The following is a 14,665-nucleotide window of genomic DNA, read 5'->3' as shown; positions in this document are numbered from 1 at the left end:
ACCGTGGTTTTTTACATTAAAATTACTTGCTCATTGAGTTTACGGAACCAAGTACATTTTCTATTTTATCTTCAACAGTCTTCTGGATAGCAGTTCTAGCTTCTCCAAGGTACTTTCTTGGGTCAAATTCCTTTGGATTTTCTCCAAATACTTTTCTTATTCCTGCAGTCATAGCAAGTCTTAGGTCTGTATCCATATTAATCTTACATACAGCCATTGATGCTGCCTTTCTTAACATTTCAACAGGAATTCCTTTAGCACCGGCAATGTTTCCGCCGTATTTGTTGCATGTAGCAACAGCTTCTGGATCAACAGCTGAAGCTCCGTGAAGAACAATTGGGAATCCAGGTAACTTCTTTTGAATTTCTTCAAGGATATCAAATCTTAATTTAGCTTCGCCTGTAAACTTAAATGCACCGTGGCTTGTTCCAATAGCTATAGCTAAGGAATCAACGCCAGTTCTGTTTACAAAGTCTACAGCTTGATCTGGGTCAGTGTATACATGATGATCGCTTTGAACATCATCTTCAACACCGGCAAGTACTCCCAGCTCAGCTTCAACAACAACGCCTCTAGCATGAGCGTATTCAACTACTTCCTTTGTTCTTCTTACATTCTCTTCGTATTCAAAGTGAGAGCCATCAAACATAACGGATGTAAATCCAGCATCTATTGCCTGTTTAACAGCATCTAAATCTGGACCGTGATCAAGATGTAATGCTATATCTAATCCGGTTTCAGCCACAGCAGCATCAACCATAGCCTTTAAGTATCTTGCACCTGCATATTTTAATGCTCCTGTTGAGCACTGAAGAATTACTGCTGAATTCTTTGCTTTTGCTCCATTTACAACTCCCTGGATAATTTCCATGTCATTGATGTTGAATGCACCGATAGCATAGCCGCCTTCATAGGCCTTTTTGAACATTTCTTTAGTTGTAACTAATGCCATTTATATTCCACCTTTCATATAAAATACATGGTTTGGGACATACAATGACCCACTGGGACTTATATGTACAATTTCATTATAAAGCAATCAGCTTTATTTTTCTATATCTATTATGGATTTTTTATAACTTTTTTACTCTTCAGCTTTCTTTTTTACCAAGATATACATATTAACTCTTTTTAAAGTTAGGATTTTTCTCTGCTATAAACCACATTTTAAACTATCATTTATATTTTATAGACAATTGGTAGTTATTTCAATGTGAACCTGTGTAATAATTAATATTGTAAAATTCGTATTAATGGAATTAAATTCTATAACTTGCGGGGAGATTAGAGTGAAAGCTGAAGATATCAAGGAACTAAGTTTGAAGATTAAGGAAAATATCAATAAAGTAATTGTCGGCAAAGAAAAGATAATAGATGTAATTCTGACCAGCATAATTTGTGGTGGTCATGTCTTTATGGAGGATGTACCAGGTGCAGGTAAAACTATGCTGGCCAAGGCTTTGCAAAATCAACTGGCGGAGATTTCAAAAGAGTGCAGTTTACAACGGATTTGCTGCCTTCAGATTTAGCCGGGATAAACTTTTATAATCAAAAGCCTGGTGAATTTACCTTTAGAAGAGGGCCGGTTTTTGCAAACATTCTATTGGCAGATGAAATAAACAGAGCAACCCCTAGAATTCAATCAGCGCTATTAGAGTGTATGGAGGAAAGGCATAACACTGCGAGTGATATATCCTGCAAGATTGAAAGTGTTTCAGAAAAAAATTATGCTGAACTAACGGAGCTTTACCATAAAGCAAGTTATAGTGTGGAACGGTGCTGCAGGGAAGAGTTAGAAAAAGCAAAAAATATTTATAATATTAAAAGGGTGGATTGCCACCCTTTTTTACTTTAATCATATAATACTATTACAAAATGTTTTGTATAGTTATTTTTTGCAAGTTTATTATACTATTGGTATAAAACTTTACAACATGTGTACTGGCTAATGATTCGTCTTTACTTTTTGTTCTCACATATTGGGTTAGCTTTAATATTTCATTATTTAATGCATCTATCTCCATATGATTTACAAAGATGGAAAGTACCATTGATTTGTTTTCCCAATAATAATAAAGATCGTTAGAGAGTTTATCAGCATCTTCCCATTTCTCATCAAGAATGAGTTCTTCGAGCTTTGTACTGTCTGCTAGGATCTTGGTACAGGTACTTTTGAGATAATTAAGTGAAAAATACATCCCTACAAGCAATAGTAAAAAAAGACTAAAGGAAATCAAAGCATTTTTCATATTTCTATCTCCTTAGATTTATTAGTATCTTCTGAATAATCCTGTATGTAAAGCTCATCTTCTGAATTCATAATTGCAATAAAGACATCTTTTTCAGTCTTTATATGATTATTCTTCAATTGTGCTTTAAGCCATTGTTCATCTTTCTTTAATATTCTTAAATTTTGGTGAATGATTTTTCCTTCACTTATGACAGTAAGGGGAAGATTTTTTTCCTTTAAGGATACATTCATATCTCCCTTGGTAACAGGCTCTGAACTTGTCTTTGGAATAACAGATAACTGGCCATTTGTCTCTAGTATGGCGTATTCGATGTCTTCGATACTAAAGTATCCTTTTATCCTTAGTTCCTCCATTAAATCATTAACAGTAAATACTTGATTTCTTAATTCTGAAATTACCAGTTTTCCCTTGCAAATAACTATACTGGGCTTACCGTCAATAATGCTTCTTGCTTTATCAAATTTTAACTCCAGAATAGAGATAATTATTTGAATGATAAGTAGTGTTGCTATAGGAATTACTCCATGCAGCAGTGGTATACGGGTATCCTGCATTGGAAGGGAAGCAAGTTCTGAAACCATAATGGCTACCACTAATTCATAGGGCTGGAGCTGACCAATTTGCCTTTTTCCCATTATTCTCATAGAAAAAATTACAGCAACAAATAAGATTATAGTACGAAATAAAAGAATAAACATATCGTATCCCCCAAGCTTTGCAAATTACTCGTAGTATATTTTTTCATAAAAGTCAAAAAATTATGAGTGATATGTAAATTTTAAAAGATTATGATAACTTTATGTATTTATATAACAAAAACATCAATTTTAAAGTATAATGTAATTACATTCGGAATTTTAACTTTATTGCATATATACATAAATGATAGAAGAAACTAGAGTGCATAATGAAAATATTGGCACAAGAAGGGTGGTAGGTATAATGAGCAAAATAAATTTATTACTGCAAAATGGTAACAATGTAGTTGTTGATAGAGGAACCACAGTATGTGATATTATAAGAGAATTTAAATTAGAAGGGGACATTCCCCCAATTCTAGGTAAAGTAAACAACAATTATTTGGAGTTATCCAGTGAAGTCACTGAATCTGGAACTTTTGAAGTTGTAGACATAAGGAACAGCATTGGTATGAAAGCTTATGTCAGAACACTTCAGTTTATCCTGATAAAAGCAGTATATGATCTGTTTCCAAATGCAACAATAAGTATAGAGCATACAATAAGTAAAGGGCTCTTTGGAGAAATTCATAAAGAACCCGCACTAGACAGTGAAGACATAATTAAAATAAAAGCAAGGATGACAGAAATTATTAACAGAAACTTACCAATTAATAAGGTGTATGTGGTAAAAGAAGAAGCGATAATGATTTTCGAAGGCTATGGATTGGCGGATAAGGTTAGACTGCTAAAACATATTGACATCCAAAGACTTAAACTGTACGAACTTGATGGAAGATATGATTACTTCTATGGTTTCATGGCAGATTCAACAGGTATAGCTAATATATTCGATCTCATATATTACGAACCGGGTTTTCTACTTAGATTTCCAACAGAGGCTAATCCTAATGAAATCCCCCCTTTGGTAGAGAGAAAAAAACTTGCAAAAATTTTCTATGAAACTGAGCAGTGGGGAAATATTTTGGGAGTGGGAGATGTGGGATCTTTAAATGATAAGGTTGAAAGCGGAGAGATTATTGATATAATCAGAGTAGCAGAGGCGCTGCATGAAAAGAAGATTGCAAATATAGCTGATATGATTAATGACAGAAAAGAGATTAAAGTAGTACTTATAGCTGGGCCATCCTCTTCAGGAAAAACCACTTTTTCCAAGAGACTTGGCATACAGCTTAGAGTTAACGGCCATATACCTATTCCTATATCCTTGGATGATTACTTTGTAGATAGAGAACATACTCCATTAGATGAAGATGGAAAACCGGATTTTGAGTCACTATATGCTTTGGATTTAGATTTATTTAATAGGCATTTGGTATATTTGCTGGAGGGAAAAGAAATAGAAATTCCAACCTTCAATTTTAAGACAGGAAAGAGGGAATGGAATGGAGAAAAACTATCCCTTCCTAAAAATGGGGTGTTGGTAATCGAGGGTATACATGGTCTGAACGACCTGCTTACATCCACTGTACCAGCTGAGAATAAGTTTAAAATCTATATAAGTGCCTTAACTCAGCTTAATCTGGATGACCATAACCGAATTGCAACTACAGACGTAAGAATAATCAGAAGGATAGTGCGAGATTTCCTTTCCAGAGGTTATGGTGGAGAGCAGACCTTGATGATGTGGCCTTCCATAAGACGAGGAGAGGAAAAAAATATCTTTGTTTTCCAAGAAGAGTCCGACGTAATGTTTAACTCCACTCTCGTGTATGAATTATGTGTTCTGAAAAAATTTGCTATGGAAGAGCTTTCTAAAATAAAAAACGACAGCCCAGTATACTACGAGGCTTGCAAGTTAAAAAGCTTCTTGAGCTTCTTTAAGGAAGTAGATACTTCGTTAGTTCCCGAAAATTCAATTCTAAGGGAATTTATCGGCGGAAGCTGCTTCTACAAATATTGATAATAAACTGCCCGTAAGGGCGGTTTATTATTTTGGTTAAGAGGGAAAATAGAAAAAGAAAAAATTATCTGCTTCGCAATCTACATAGGAGGTATCAAATTTGAAAAGCTACAGTGTTTTTGATATTATTGGGCCCATTATGATAGGTCCCTCCAGCTCTCACACTGCCGGTGCTGCCAGGCTTGGGAAGATGGCGGCATTGATGTCGGGCGGGACCATAAGAAAAGTGCAATTTATGCTTCATGGCTCTTTTGCAAAAACCTATAAGGGTCATGGTACCGATAAGGCCTTAGTTGCCGGTATAATGCTCATGGATCCATGGGACGAGAGAATAAGAGAATCTTTGAAAATCGCAAGGGAAAGGAATATAGATATTTCCTTTTCGGAAATTAATTTACCGGAGGCCCATCCAAATTCAGTAAAGTTTTTAATAACAAGAGACGACGGGAAAATTACTGAAATAATAGGGGCTTCAATTGGCGGTGGCAGCATTATAATCAATTATATTGATGGAGACAGAGTGGATTTCACCGGAGAATATCCAACAATCATAATCAAACATAAGGATGTTCCGGGGGTGGTATCAAAGGTAACAACAATTCTTTATGAAGGCGGCGTAAATATTGCCTTTATGAAAGTTTTCAGAAGTGATAAAGGACAAAGAGCTACCATGATATTTGAATGTGATCAGAAGATAAATACGACTATAGAGTCTAGAATAGCAGAGATAGAGGATATCTCAGGGATAAGAGTAATAAATCCTTTAGTGGAAGGAGATAAATAAATGGCGGTATCCGGTGAAGAATTATTAAGAATTTGCAAAACGGAAAGTATACCAATTTACGAGTATGCTATACGAAAAGAGATGGAAGCTGGGTATAGCAGAGAAGAAGTAATAGGAAAGATGAGAAGAAATCTGGAAGTAATGAAGGAATCAGCTGATTTCAAGAGGAAAAATATACTTACTTCTGTAGGGGGGCTAATTGGGTCTGAATCCTATAGATTAAATAAGTACATAGATAAAGGAAACTCAATTGTGGGTGATACTATATTAAAGGCAATGGCCAGAGCCTTTTCCTGTTCTGAGGTAAATGCCTCCATGGGTAGAATAGTCGCTGCACCTACTGCGGGAAGCTGTGGTATTATCCCAGCAGCTTTGATAACAGCTGCTGAAAGCACCGGTAAGGGTGATGAAGATATTATAAATGCATTGTTTACTGCCGGCCAGGTGGGAATAATAATTGCTACAAATGCTACGGTTGCAGGGGCTGAAGGTGGATGTCAGGCTGAGTGCGGCTCAGCAGCGGCGATGGCAGCAGCAGCTTTGGTAGAAATGCAAGGGGGAAAGCCGGAAACCTCCTTACAGGCAGCTGGAATTGCCCTGCAGAACGTGATGGGCTTAATTTGTGATCCTATTGCAGGCTTGGTTGAAAGCCCTTGTTCAAAAAGAAATGCGTCAGGAGTAGTCAATGCCCTATGTTCAGCTGAAATGGCCTTAGCTGGTGTAGCCAGTGTTATACCCTTTGATGAAGTTATAGAAGCTATGTACAGAGTAGGAAAAAGCTTGCCCTATGAGCTAAGAGAAACAGCCCTTGGAGGTTTAGCTGCTACTCCTACAGGAGAAAAATATAAAAGGGATATTATGGGGGCATAAGCCTGGAACCTTTTTAGTATTAGAGAATACTTTAATTAGGGAAGTATTATTAAAGAGGAGATTGGTTTATGTTTTTTCAGTACCCAGAATATTATACAATTGAGTTCATTGAGGAGCAGCCGGAGAATAAAAGGGAGAAATATCTGATAGAAAATGAAGCAGATGAAGATTATATAGAGCAGGATGATGAGCAGAAGCAGGTATAAATGCTGATTTTTAGAATATAATTGTTTTGAAGTATTTATTTGATGGTGGTAATAGTGAGCCATAGAAAAGTAGTTGAAAATTATTATGCAGATATAAATAGTATAGCAGATTTAATTTCAAAGCTGGTAAATTCATATAGATTATTAGTGGGCGGAGCGCACGAGTTAAATAGTGTGGCACTGGCACATAAAAAAGACATAAAGGATGCCTTAGAAAGGGCTGAGGAACTGGGAAAGATAATTGATGAGCTCCTGGATACTCTGAAGGATACAGGAGCCGGTTATATTGAATACTGCAAGTTAAAGTCATCTATGATAAAGTGCCATATAGAGCCCCAATACATTGAGAGTGAGATAGAGGCTGAATTAAAGCTGAAGGAGTAGACTTAATTATTAGATCTATGGTTAACCATTGCTATTTCAAAACCAAAAGCAAAAATAAAAAAGGTGTCGTTACACCTTTTTTATTCTTAACTTGCTTATCATCAAATATGAAAGTACAATTAGAAAAGTTATTGGGAATAATACATTTGACGGTTTCTCTATGGTTAAAAAAGCAAATAGTGCCATAAAGGATCCGGCAATAGTTATTGGTACTCCCAAGAATATTCCGTCAAAGCTAGTACAATTATATCTTGCTAATCTATAAGCACCGGCTATGGGAAAAATCAATACTATAAAATAACCTAATAGGCCCATTTCATAAAGCTTATACATTGAAAATACCAATATTGATGGAGCTACACCAAAAGATACAAGATCTGCTAATGAGTCTAGCTCTTTACCAATATCACTTGAAACATTAAGTAATCTTGCAACTCTACCATCATATCTATCCATAAGTCCTGCAAGAAGAATGAAGAAACAAGCTAACTTAAAATCTCCCTTATGAAAGGTCATTATTATGGATAATATGCCACAAGATAGGTTTCCTAAAGTAAAAAGATTAGGAATTGCATTTTTGTGCATTATTAATCACCTCAAAATAATAAATAATTGCGTGGAAGCTATATGAGAATTAAGAGGAAAAACATTAGTCCACATATATTATACACTAACATAGACAATTATTTAAGAGGGAAAAATATATAAATAAAAAAATTATGCATACTAGGTGCATTTATGATAATAATATATACTTAAAAACTATAGTCTAAGCTTTTTAGTATATTAAAGAATTTTTTAAAGATACATAAATAATAATTCCTCTATTTGAACATAATAAAGTTGTCAAGAATTTATGAGAGGTGGTATTATGAAGGTAAAAGACGTAATGACAAAAGATATAGCCTATGTTAATGCTGATGATAATGTTGAAAGAGCAGCGCAGCTTATGAGTGAATATAACGTTGGATCAGTTCCGGTATGCGAAAATGGAAAGGTAATAGGAATAGTAACTGATAGAGATATTGCACTAAGATCTGTTGCAAAAGGAACAGAGTGCAAGAATCAAACTGTAAGAGATATAATGACCTCAAATCCTGTATGCGGTTATCCAGACCAGGATATACATGATGCTGCGAGAGTAATGAGCGAAAGACAAATAAGAAGACTGCCTATAGTTGAAAACGGAACATTGGTGGGGATGTTGGCATTAGGTGATATAGCTGTTGAACCAACCTTAAGCGATAATGCAGAGGAAGCATTAAAAAATATATCTGAGCCATGTAGCCCCAGCTGTAGTTAGGAAAATTAATCCACGGTCGAAAGACTTGTGGATTTATTTGTTTAGATGGTATAATTTACATATGTACATATAATATATTATTATGAAAAATTTTTGGGGAGATTAAAATGAAAAAGGTTAAATTTATTTACAATCCATATTCTGGGGAAAACTCTATTATAACAGATTTGGATAAGGTTATAATGGCCCATCAAAAGTACGGTTACACTGTAATTCCCTATAGAATAAGTCTTGGCTGTAATCTACAGGATGGGCTGAAAGATCTAGACCAGGAATACCAATACATTTTGATTGCCGGTGGAGATGGCACTGTTGATAACGTAGTAAATTACATGAAAGAAATGAACATAACTTTGCCCATTGGCATATTGCCCGTTGGTACTGCAAATGATTTTGCAAAATACATAGGTATGCCCCAAGACGTTGAAGAAGCCTGTGAGAGAATACTAAACAGCAGTCCCCGTAAATTAGATCTTGGTAAGATAAATGACAAGCATTTTATAAATGTAGCCAGCACAGGCCTTTTTACAGATGTATCACAAAAAACTGATGTGAATTTAAAAAATACTATGGGAAAGTTGGCTTATTACATAAAAGGAATAGAGCAGATTCCAAACTTTAGAAGCCTTAAAATCAAGGTAGAATCATCTGAAATGAGTTACGATGGAGATATGTATCTTATGCTAATATTTAATGGACAAACCGCAGGTAACCTTAAATTGGCATATAAGGCATCTTTAGAAGATGGACTCTTGGATGTAATTATCATAAAACCATCAATGATTAAGGATATTGTATCGCTGTTTATCAAAATTCTAAGGGGGGACCACTTAGAGGAAGGTCATAATAATGCCCTTGTATATTTTAGAACCAATAAGCTGACAATAGAATGCCACGAAGACATCGTAACGGATATAGATGGAGAGAGAGGACCCGACTTTCCATTGACCATCGAGTGCATAAAGGGCGGCATGGAGGTACTAGGTATAGTGCACTAATAGCATAGTTTAAAGAAAGTGCGAAGCAACTTTTGAATTGTCAAATGTCAATTTCAAAATGTTTCGCAATTTTCTTTTTTAGGAAAAACTTGAATAATTCAACGCGCCTTCTAATAAATATATGTTGAGAGAAGTTAGTAGGGAGATAGGAATGCTAAAGTCTTATATATATATTTTTATTGAATTGTTGTTAATTGTTTTGGGAGTTCACGCTCTGTATAATGCTAGGAAGCATTGTCCTAGCAAAATTAAAGGAGTGGCTGCTTCGGTTCTTATTATAAATTTGCTGAGGTTTATAACTAACATAATTTTATTTTTATCTGAAAATATTTTGCTTCTGTACATATTCAAATTCTTTGCCTTAGTAAATATAGCAACTATTCTTATTACGGCCCTTTTATGCCTGTACATATTCTTAAGGAATGATGCGATAAAATTTGACTATGTAATCATGTTAAGTGCATTGTTGCTTATTATATACTCTGTGGCAGCTTTTAACATGGAATACTATATACAGAGGACACAACATTTTGGCTATATTATAGCCTTTAAGCAGTGGGAATATATTGAACTTGTCTTTATCGCTATCTTATCTGTCTTTTTCGTAGCAGCGGCTATAGTTTTAGGGAGGAAGACATCTAATAACACCGGATTGATCTTCATTATAGGCTCCTCAGCAGTAAGCATCGGAGAAATTGTTATCAAAATTTGTGGTATGCAGGTAATGCCTAATCTATTCTTTGGAGATTTAATTTGGATGCTGGTTATGCAGTATGCACTTAATACAATAAAGATAAATAAAGGACGATAGGGTTTAAACCTTTCGTCCTTTAGTCTTTTTAGGTGGGCTGCTTGGGATAAGACAATGTTTACCCCTACCTATGAGGTCTTGTCTGCCTGCTTTAATAAGGGCTTCACGAACCAGCTTGTAGTTTTCGGGAACCTTATATTGTAGCAATGCCCGCTGCATATCTTTCTCTTCTTGGGTCTTAGGCACATATACTTTTTCGCCTGTAATCGGATTAAAGCCGGTGTAGTAGATAGTTGTAGAAAGACTGCCGGGAGTGGGATAGAAATCCTGAACCTGTTCAGGGGTATAGCCCATTTCCTTTATATATAAAGCCAGTTCTATTGCAGCGTTTAAATCTGATCCGGGATGACTGGACATAAGATAGGGCACAAGATACTGCTTTTTGTTTAACTTTTTATTTATATCAAAGTACTTTTTGGTAAATTTATCATACACCTCCTTAGTTGGTTTACCCATTTGCCGAAGCACTTTGTCACTGATATGCTCGGGAGCGACCTTTAACTGACCGCTTATATGATGCTCACATAACTCCTTGAAGAATTCCTCGTTTTTATCGTATAGAAGATAGTCGTACCGGATGCCTGAACGGACAAATACTTTTTTAACTCCGGAAAGCTTGCGGACTCTTCTTAAAACTCCCAAATATTCGCTGTGATCTATAATGAGGTTCTTACAGGGGTTAGGGAACATACATTGCCTACCCTTGCATGCACCTCTTTGATCTTGGATTTTGCAGGCTCTGTGTCTAAAATTAGCTGTAGGTCCCCCCACGTCATGTATGTATCCTTTAAAATCCTTTAGGCTGGTTAATAGCTTTGCTTCATCAACCACAGAATCGGCACTTCTGTTTTGAATTATTCTACCTTGATGAAAAGTTAAAGCACAGAAGGAACAGGAACCAAAACAACCTCTGTGGCTGGTTATGGAAAATTTAACTTCCTGTAGGGCAGGTATACCTCCAAGGCCTTCATACATTGGGTGAATTTCACGTCTATATGGTATACTATAGTAGTCATCCATTTCTTCAACAGTGAGAGGGAACTGAGGAGGATTCTGCACCAAATATTCATTACCGTGCTTTTGTATGAGCATCTTGCCACTGATAGGATCCTGCTCTGCGGATTCTAACTTGAAGCTTACACCATAGGCTTTTTTATCAGTAGACACTTGTTCATAGGAGGGAACTTCTACATAGTCTGTGAGATCATCTATAATCTTAGCTAAGTACATAGTACCTCGAATGTTTGTGAGATTCTTTATATTTCCTCCATATCTAAGCATATCTGCTATTTGAACAATAGTCTTTTCGCCCATTCCATATACCAAAAGATCTGCTCGGCAATCTAATAATATTCCTCTTCTGACACTGTCGTCCCAATAGTCATAGTGAGCAAATCTTCTGAGACTGGCTTCTATACCACCAACGATAATGGGTGCATCCTTATAGGCTTCTCTAATCTTGTTACAGTATACAATAAGAGCTCTATCCGGGCGATAACCTGGCTTACCACCGGGAGAATATAAGTCGTTTCTTCTTCTGCGCTTTGCAGAAGTATAATGATTTACCATGGAGTCTATATTACCAGAAGTTACAAGAAAGGCCTTGGTAGGTTTGCCTAGTTTTTTAAAGTCATCAACGTTTTTCCAATTGGGTTGAGCTATAATGCCTACGGTAAAACCTTGGGCTTCCAAAACTCTTCCTATTACCGCAGCCCCAAAGGAGGGATGATCCACATATGCATCTCCGGTGACTACAATAAAGTCTAATTCACTGATATTTCGCTTAATTAAATCCTCCTTGCAAACAGGTAGGAAGTCCATACTTAATTTCATTAAAAAGGTCTCCAATCTTTATAAGGTTTCATATAATACTGTTGATGAAGTTATTATATGTTATTTCTAAGATTATAGCAATGCGGAAAAGTCGAAAGTATATAAATAAGTGTAAATATTAATCGGTGAAATCCTGCAATAACATGAGATTTGGCCATAAAAACAAAGGCAGAATAAAAGTATTACAGAAAAATTAAGAAATTTACTTAAATACCGTTGAAAATTGCAAAATGACGTTGCAATTTAGGTGAATTGTAATATAATTATAATAGAAATAAAAGTTATAACTATTGTAAGGAGCCTAAGTTTTACGGTTCCTTTATAATGTCTAAGGTGGTGTATTGTTAATGGATGCTGGCCCTCAGTATCATAGGTCAAATAAAAATAAAATAATGCATTAAGAGGAATCAACAGTGCTATTGTATTTGACATAGGCTGAGAATGTGCCATTACTGTAACAGTAAGCGATAAGTATTCCTCTTATGCAGAAGGAGGAATATTTATGAATAGACTAACAAGCGTGTTATTAAGCTCCATTCTTTACAGAGATGTTTACGATGAATTTGAAGAAAGCATCGGTAAGCTTTTTGATATTTACGTCACAACAGAAGAGGGATATCCTCGTGCTATAGGCTACAAGGTAAAGAAGGATGGTGAAGTCTTTAACTATGAATTCAGAAATATTCAGTTTTTTGAAGGAGTTAAAGGCAGGATTACTATAAAGGTTAGAGGAGTAAAGGATATTATTCCTAGAACCTACTCCTATTTACTTTCAAAGCATCTTCTAAACAAGCAAATTGTAGATGTTAACGGTAAGAAAGTTGTCAGGGTTAATGATTTGAAGATTGCTGAAATAGCCGGTGAACTTAGAGTTGTAGCGGTGGACTCCGGAGTATTGGCTCTGGGAAGAAGGTTTGGATTAGAGGGAGCCCTTAAGGCTTTCTATAAGATTTTTAAAAAGGACCCTTCTGATACCATAATTATGTGGGATGATGTTGAGTCTTTGGAAATGGTCAATGCCAACTTAAAATTATCTGTTCCCTATAAAAAGCTATCAAAGCTGCATCCTGCAGACTTGGCAGATATACTTGAGGATATGGATTCTGAATATAGAACAAAAATTTTTGAGAGTTTAGACGAAAACTTGGCAGCGGATACCCTGGAGGAAATTGAACCTGAAATACAGGCAGATATTCTTCAATCTATGAGTGAGTCCAAGGCTGCAGAAGTTTTGGAAGCAATGCCTAATGACGAAATTGCAGATATTTTGGATGAGGTGGACGCCGAGACTGCTGAGAAGATCTTGATGAATATGGAAAAAGATGATGCCGATGAAGTTCGTGAACTTATGGGTTACGAAGATGAAACTGTAGGAAGTATAATGAATCTGGATTATATATCCTTCAACATGGATATAACTGTAAGTGAAACTATAGATCTTTTAAGAGAGCTAAAACCTGATGATGAAATTGCAAATTATATTTATGTGACAGATAAAGATAATCAACTGGAAGGAGTTTTTTCCTTAAGAGATTTAATTGTAGCAGCGCCGGATACCCACATCAGGGAAATAATGAATACAAATATTATCAAAGTAAATGTAACGGACAGCATTGAGCATACAGTAGAACAGGCCATAAAATACGATCTGATTTCTGTGCCGGTATTGGATGAAGAAGGTAAACTTTGCGGAATTGTAATTATACATGATATTATAGATGATTATTTTTATAACAATAAGAGAAGAAAAATTAAAAAGAATGCATAATAAAAGATGGCAGTAGCCATCCTTTTATTATGCATTTTTTTTGTAGAATAACACAAAATAATGTCATAACAGGAAAGGAGGGGAGTCAATGTTAGGAAAATTCTTTGAGGGGAGAAGAAAGGCTTTATATGCAGTGGTGATTATAGTAACCTATATGGTAACTACGTTTTTTTTGATGCCATATCAAAATGCAGTTAATGCTGTTACATACTCCTATGGCTCAAAGGGAAGCGTAGTAAGGGAAATTCAGACTAGGTTAAAGCGATGGGGATATTATAATGCAGCCGTAGATGGGATTTATGGCTATAGGACCTTCACGGCGGTTAAGGCTTTTCAAAAGAAGAATGGCTTGAAGGTAGACGGAGTTACAGGAACTCAAACGTTGAAAGCTTTAGGTATAAATACTGGAACTGCATCTGGCGGCTCCAAAACCACAGCTGCAAATACAACAAGTGACCAAAATGTTCTGCTGTTGGCAAGAGTAATCAATGGTGAGGCAAGAGGTGAACCCTACGAAGGCCAGGTGGCAGTAGGAGCAGTTGTGTTAAATAGGACCCGTGACTCAAGATTTCCAAACACTATAGCCGGAGTGGTCTACCAACCGGGAGCCTTTACTGCTATAGTGGACGGACAAATACATGCAGAAATGCAGCAGACATCTATTAATGCAGCTAGAGATGCATTAAATGGATGGGATCCAAGTGGAGGAGCAGTTTTTTACTATAATCCCGCTAAAACAACCAATAAATGGATTTGGTCAAGACCGGTGATAAAGGTTATTGGAAAGCATAAATTCTGCAAGTAAAATCTAGAAAAAATTAGTAGACAATAAAAAATATCCGTTGACAAACACAA

Annotated in this window: 17 protein-coding genes; 12 read left to right on the top strand and 5 right to left on the bottom strand. The window is 35.9% G+C overall.

The features are described 5' to 3' along the window. Positions 1–22 precede the first annotated feature (22 nt). The gene (gene fba / locus FHY60_RS10990) at positions 23–952 is read right to left on the bottom strand and encodes a class II fructose-1,6-bisphosphate aldolase (RefSeq protein WP_139905044.1); all 930 of its coding nucleotides are present in this window, start codon (positions 950–952) and stop codon (positions 23–25) included. Positions 953–1,289: 337 nt separating this feature from the next. Here fba and FHY60_RS18800 point away from each other — a divergent pair, with 337 nt between their 5' ends. Both FHY60_RS18800 and FHY60_RS18795 read left to right on the top strand, forming a co-directional pair. After that, the gene (locus tag FHY60_RS18800) at positions 1,290–1,529 is read left to right on the top strand and encodes an AAA family ATPase (RefSeq protein ID WP_479723574.1); all 240 of its coding nucleotides are present in this window, start codon (positions 1,290–1,292) and stop codon (positions 1,527–1,529) included. Then, positions 1,493–1,855, top strand: a complete 363-nt coding sequence (locus FHY60_RS18795; RefSeq protein ID WP_479723573.1) for an AAA family ATPase — start codon at positions 1,493–1,495, stop codon at positions 1,853–1,855. The genes FHY60_RS18800 and FHY60_RS18795 overlap by 37 nt, the downstream gene beginning before the upstream one ends. 13 nt (positions 1,856–1,868) lie before the next feature. Here the strand turns inward: FHY60_RS18795 and FHY60_RS10980 are convergent, their stop codons facing one another. Both FHY60_RS10980 and FHY60_RS10975 read right to left on the bottom strand, forming a co-directional pair. After that, positions 1,869–2,249: a DUF4363 family protein gene (locus tag FHY60_RS10980; protein WP_139905042.1), complete on the bottom strand. Its 381-nt coding sequence runs from the start codon at positions 2,247–2,249 to the stop codon at positions 1,869–1,871. Continuing rightward, positions 2,246–2,950, bottom strand: a complete 705-nt coding sequence (locus FHY60_RS10975) for a DUF421 domain-containing protein (RefSeq protein WP_139905040.1) — start codon at positions 2,948–2,950, stop codon at positions 2,246–2,248. The genes FHY60_RS10980 and FHY60_RS10975 overlap by 4 nt, the downstream gene beginning before the upstream one ends. Positions 2,951–3,194: 244 nt before the next feature. Here FHY60_RS10975 and FHY60_RS10970 point away from each other — a divergent pair, with 244 nt between their 5' ends. The 5 genes from FHY60_RS10970 to FHY60_RS10955 all read left to right on the top strand — a co-directional run bounded on the left by FHY60_RS10970 (position 3,195) and on the right by FHY60_RS10955 (position 7,097). Further along, entirely contained in the window at positions 3,195–4,853 is a 1,659-nt protein-coding gene (locus FHY60_RS10970; protein ID WP_139905038.1) for a nucleoside kinase, read from the top strand. Positions 4,854–4,953: 100 nt separating this feature from the next. Continuing rightward, the gene (sdaAB, locus tag FHY60_RS10965) at positions 4,954–5,637 is read left to right on the top strand and encodes an L-serine ammonia-lyase, iron-sulfur-dependent subunit beta (RefSeq protein WP_139905036.1); all 684 of its coding nucleotides are present in this window, start codon (positions 4,954–4,956) and stop codon (positions 5,635–5,637) included. After that, positions 5,638–6,507, top strand: coding sequence for an L-serine ammonia-lyase, iron-sulfur-dependent, subunit alpha (gene sdaAA, locus FHY60_RS10960; RefSeq protein ID WP_139905034.1), 870 nt, complete (start codon positions 5,638–5,640; stop codon positions 6,505–6,507). Between the two features lie 68 nt (positions 6,508–6,575). Continuing rightward, a complete protein-coding gene (locus FHY60_RS17935) occupies positions 6,576–6,713 on the top strand; it encodes a hypothetical protein (protein WP_163215748.1) in 138 nt (45 codons plus the stop codon). Between the two features lie 54 nt (positions 6,714–6,767). Beyond that, complete coding sequence (locus tag FHY60_RS10955) at positions 6,768–7,097, top strand: hypothetical protein (protein WP_139905031.1); 330 nt, start codon at positions 6,768–6,770, stop codon at positions 7,095–7,097. A 69-nt stretch (positions 7,098–7,166) separates the two neighbouring features. Here the strand turns inward: FHY60_RS10955 and pssA are convergent, their stop codons facing one another. Beyond that, a complete protein-coding gene (gene pssA, locus FHY60_RS10950; RefSeq protein WP_139905030.1) occupies positions 7,167–7,682 on the bottom strand; it encodes a CDP-diacylglycerol--serine O-phosphatidyltransferase in 516 nt (171 codons plus the stop codon). 286 nt (positions 7,683–7,968) lie between these two features. Between pssA and FHY60_RS10945 the strand changes: the two genes are divergently transcribed. From FHY60_RS10945 to FHY60_RS10935, 3 genes are all read left to right on the top strand, one after another. Further along, a complete protein-coding gene (locus FHY60_RS10945) occupies positions 7,969–8,400 on the top strand; it encodes a CBS domain-containing protein (protein ID WP_139905028.1) in 432 nt (143 codons plus the stop codon). Between the two features lie 107 nt (positions 8,401–8,507). After that, on the top strand, positions 8,508–9,398 hold the full coding sequence (locus tag FHY60_RS10940; RefSeq protein ID WP_139905026.1) for a YegS/Rv2252/BmrU family lipid kinase: 891 nt from the start codon (positions 8,508–8,510) through the stop codon (positions 9,396–9,398). A gap of 151 nt (positions 9,399–9,549) precedes the next feature. Then, complete coding sequence (locus FHY60_RS10935; RefSeq protein ID WP_139905024.1) at positions 9,550–10,209, top strand: hypothetical protein; 660 nt, start codon at positions 9,550–9,552, stop codon at positions 10,207–10,209. A 3-nt stretch (positions 10,210–10,212) separates the two neighbouring features. Here FHY60_RS10935 and FHY60_RS10930 read toward each other — a convergent pair whose 3' ends face one another. Further along, entirely contained in the window at positions 10,213–12,042 is a 1,830-nt protein-coding gene (locus FHY60_RS10930; protein ID WP_139905022.1) for a YgiQ family radical SAM protein, read from the bottom strand. Positions 12,043–12,544: 502 nt separating this feature from the next. Between FHY60_RS10930 and FHY60_RS10925 the strand changes: the two genes are divergently transcribed. After that, positions 12,545–13,810 (top strand): magnesium transporter, encoded by a 1,266-nt coding sequence (locus FHY60_RS10925; RefSeq protein WP_139905021.1) that lies wholly within the window; start codon positions 12,545–12,547, stop codon positions 13,808–13,810. Between the two features lie 88 nt (positions 13,811–13,898). Next, on the top strand, positions 13,899–14,615 hold the full coding sequence (gene sleB / locus FHY60_RS10920) for a spore cortex-lytic enzyme (RefSeq protein ID WP_139905019.1): 717 nt from the start codon (positions 13,899–13,901) through the stop codon (positions 14,613–14,615). Positions 14,616–14,665 lie beyond the last annotated feature (50 nt).

The sequence above is a fragment of the Clostridium thermarum genome, from assembly GCF_006351925.1.
GTDB lineage: Bacteria > Bacillota > Clostridia > Clostridiales > Clostridiaceae > Clostridium_AU > Clostridium_AU thermarum.
Note: the sequence above shows the minus strand (reverse complement) of the source record. Positions and strands in the feature narration are given on the sequence as shown.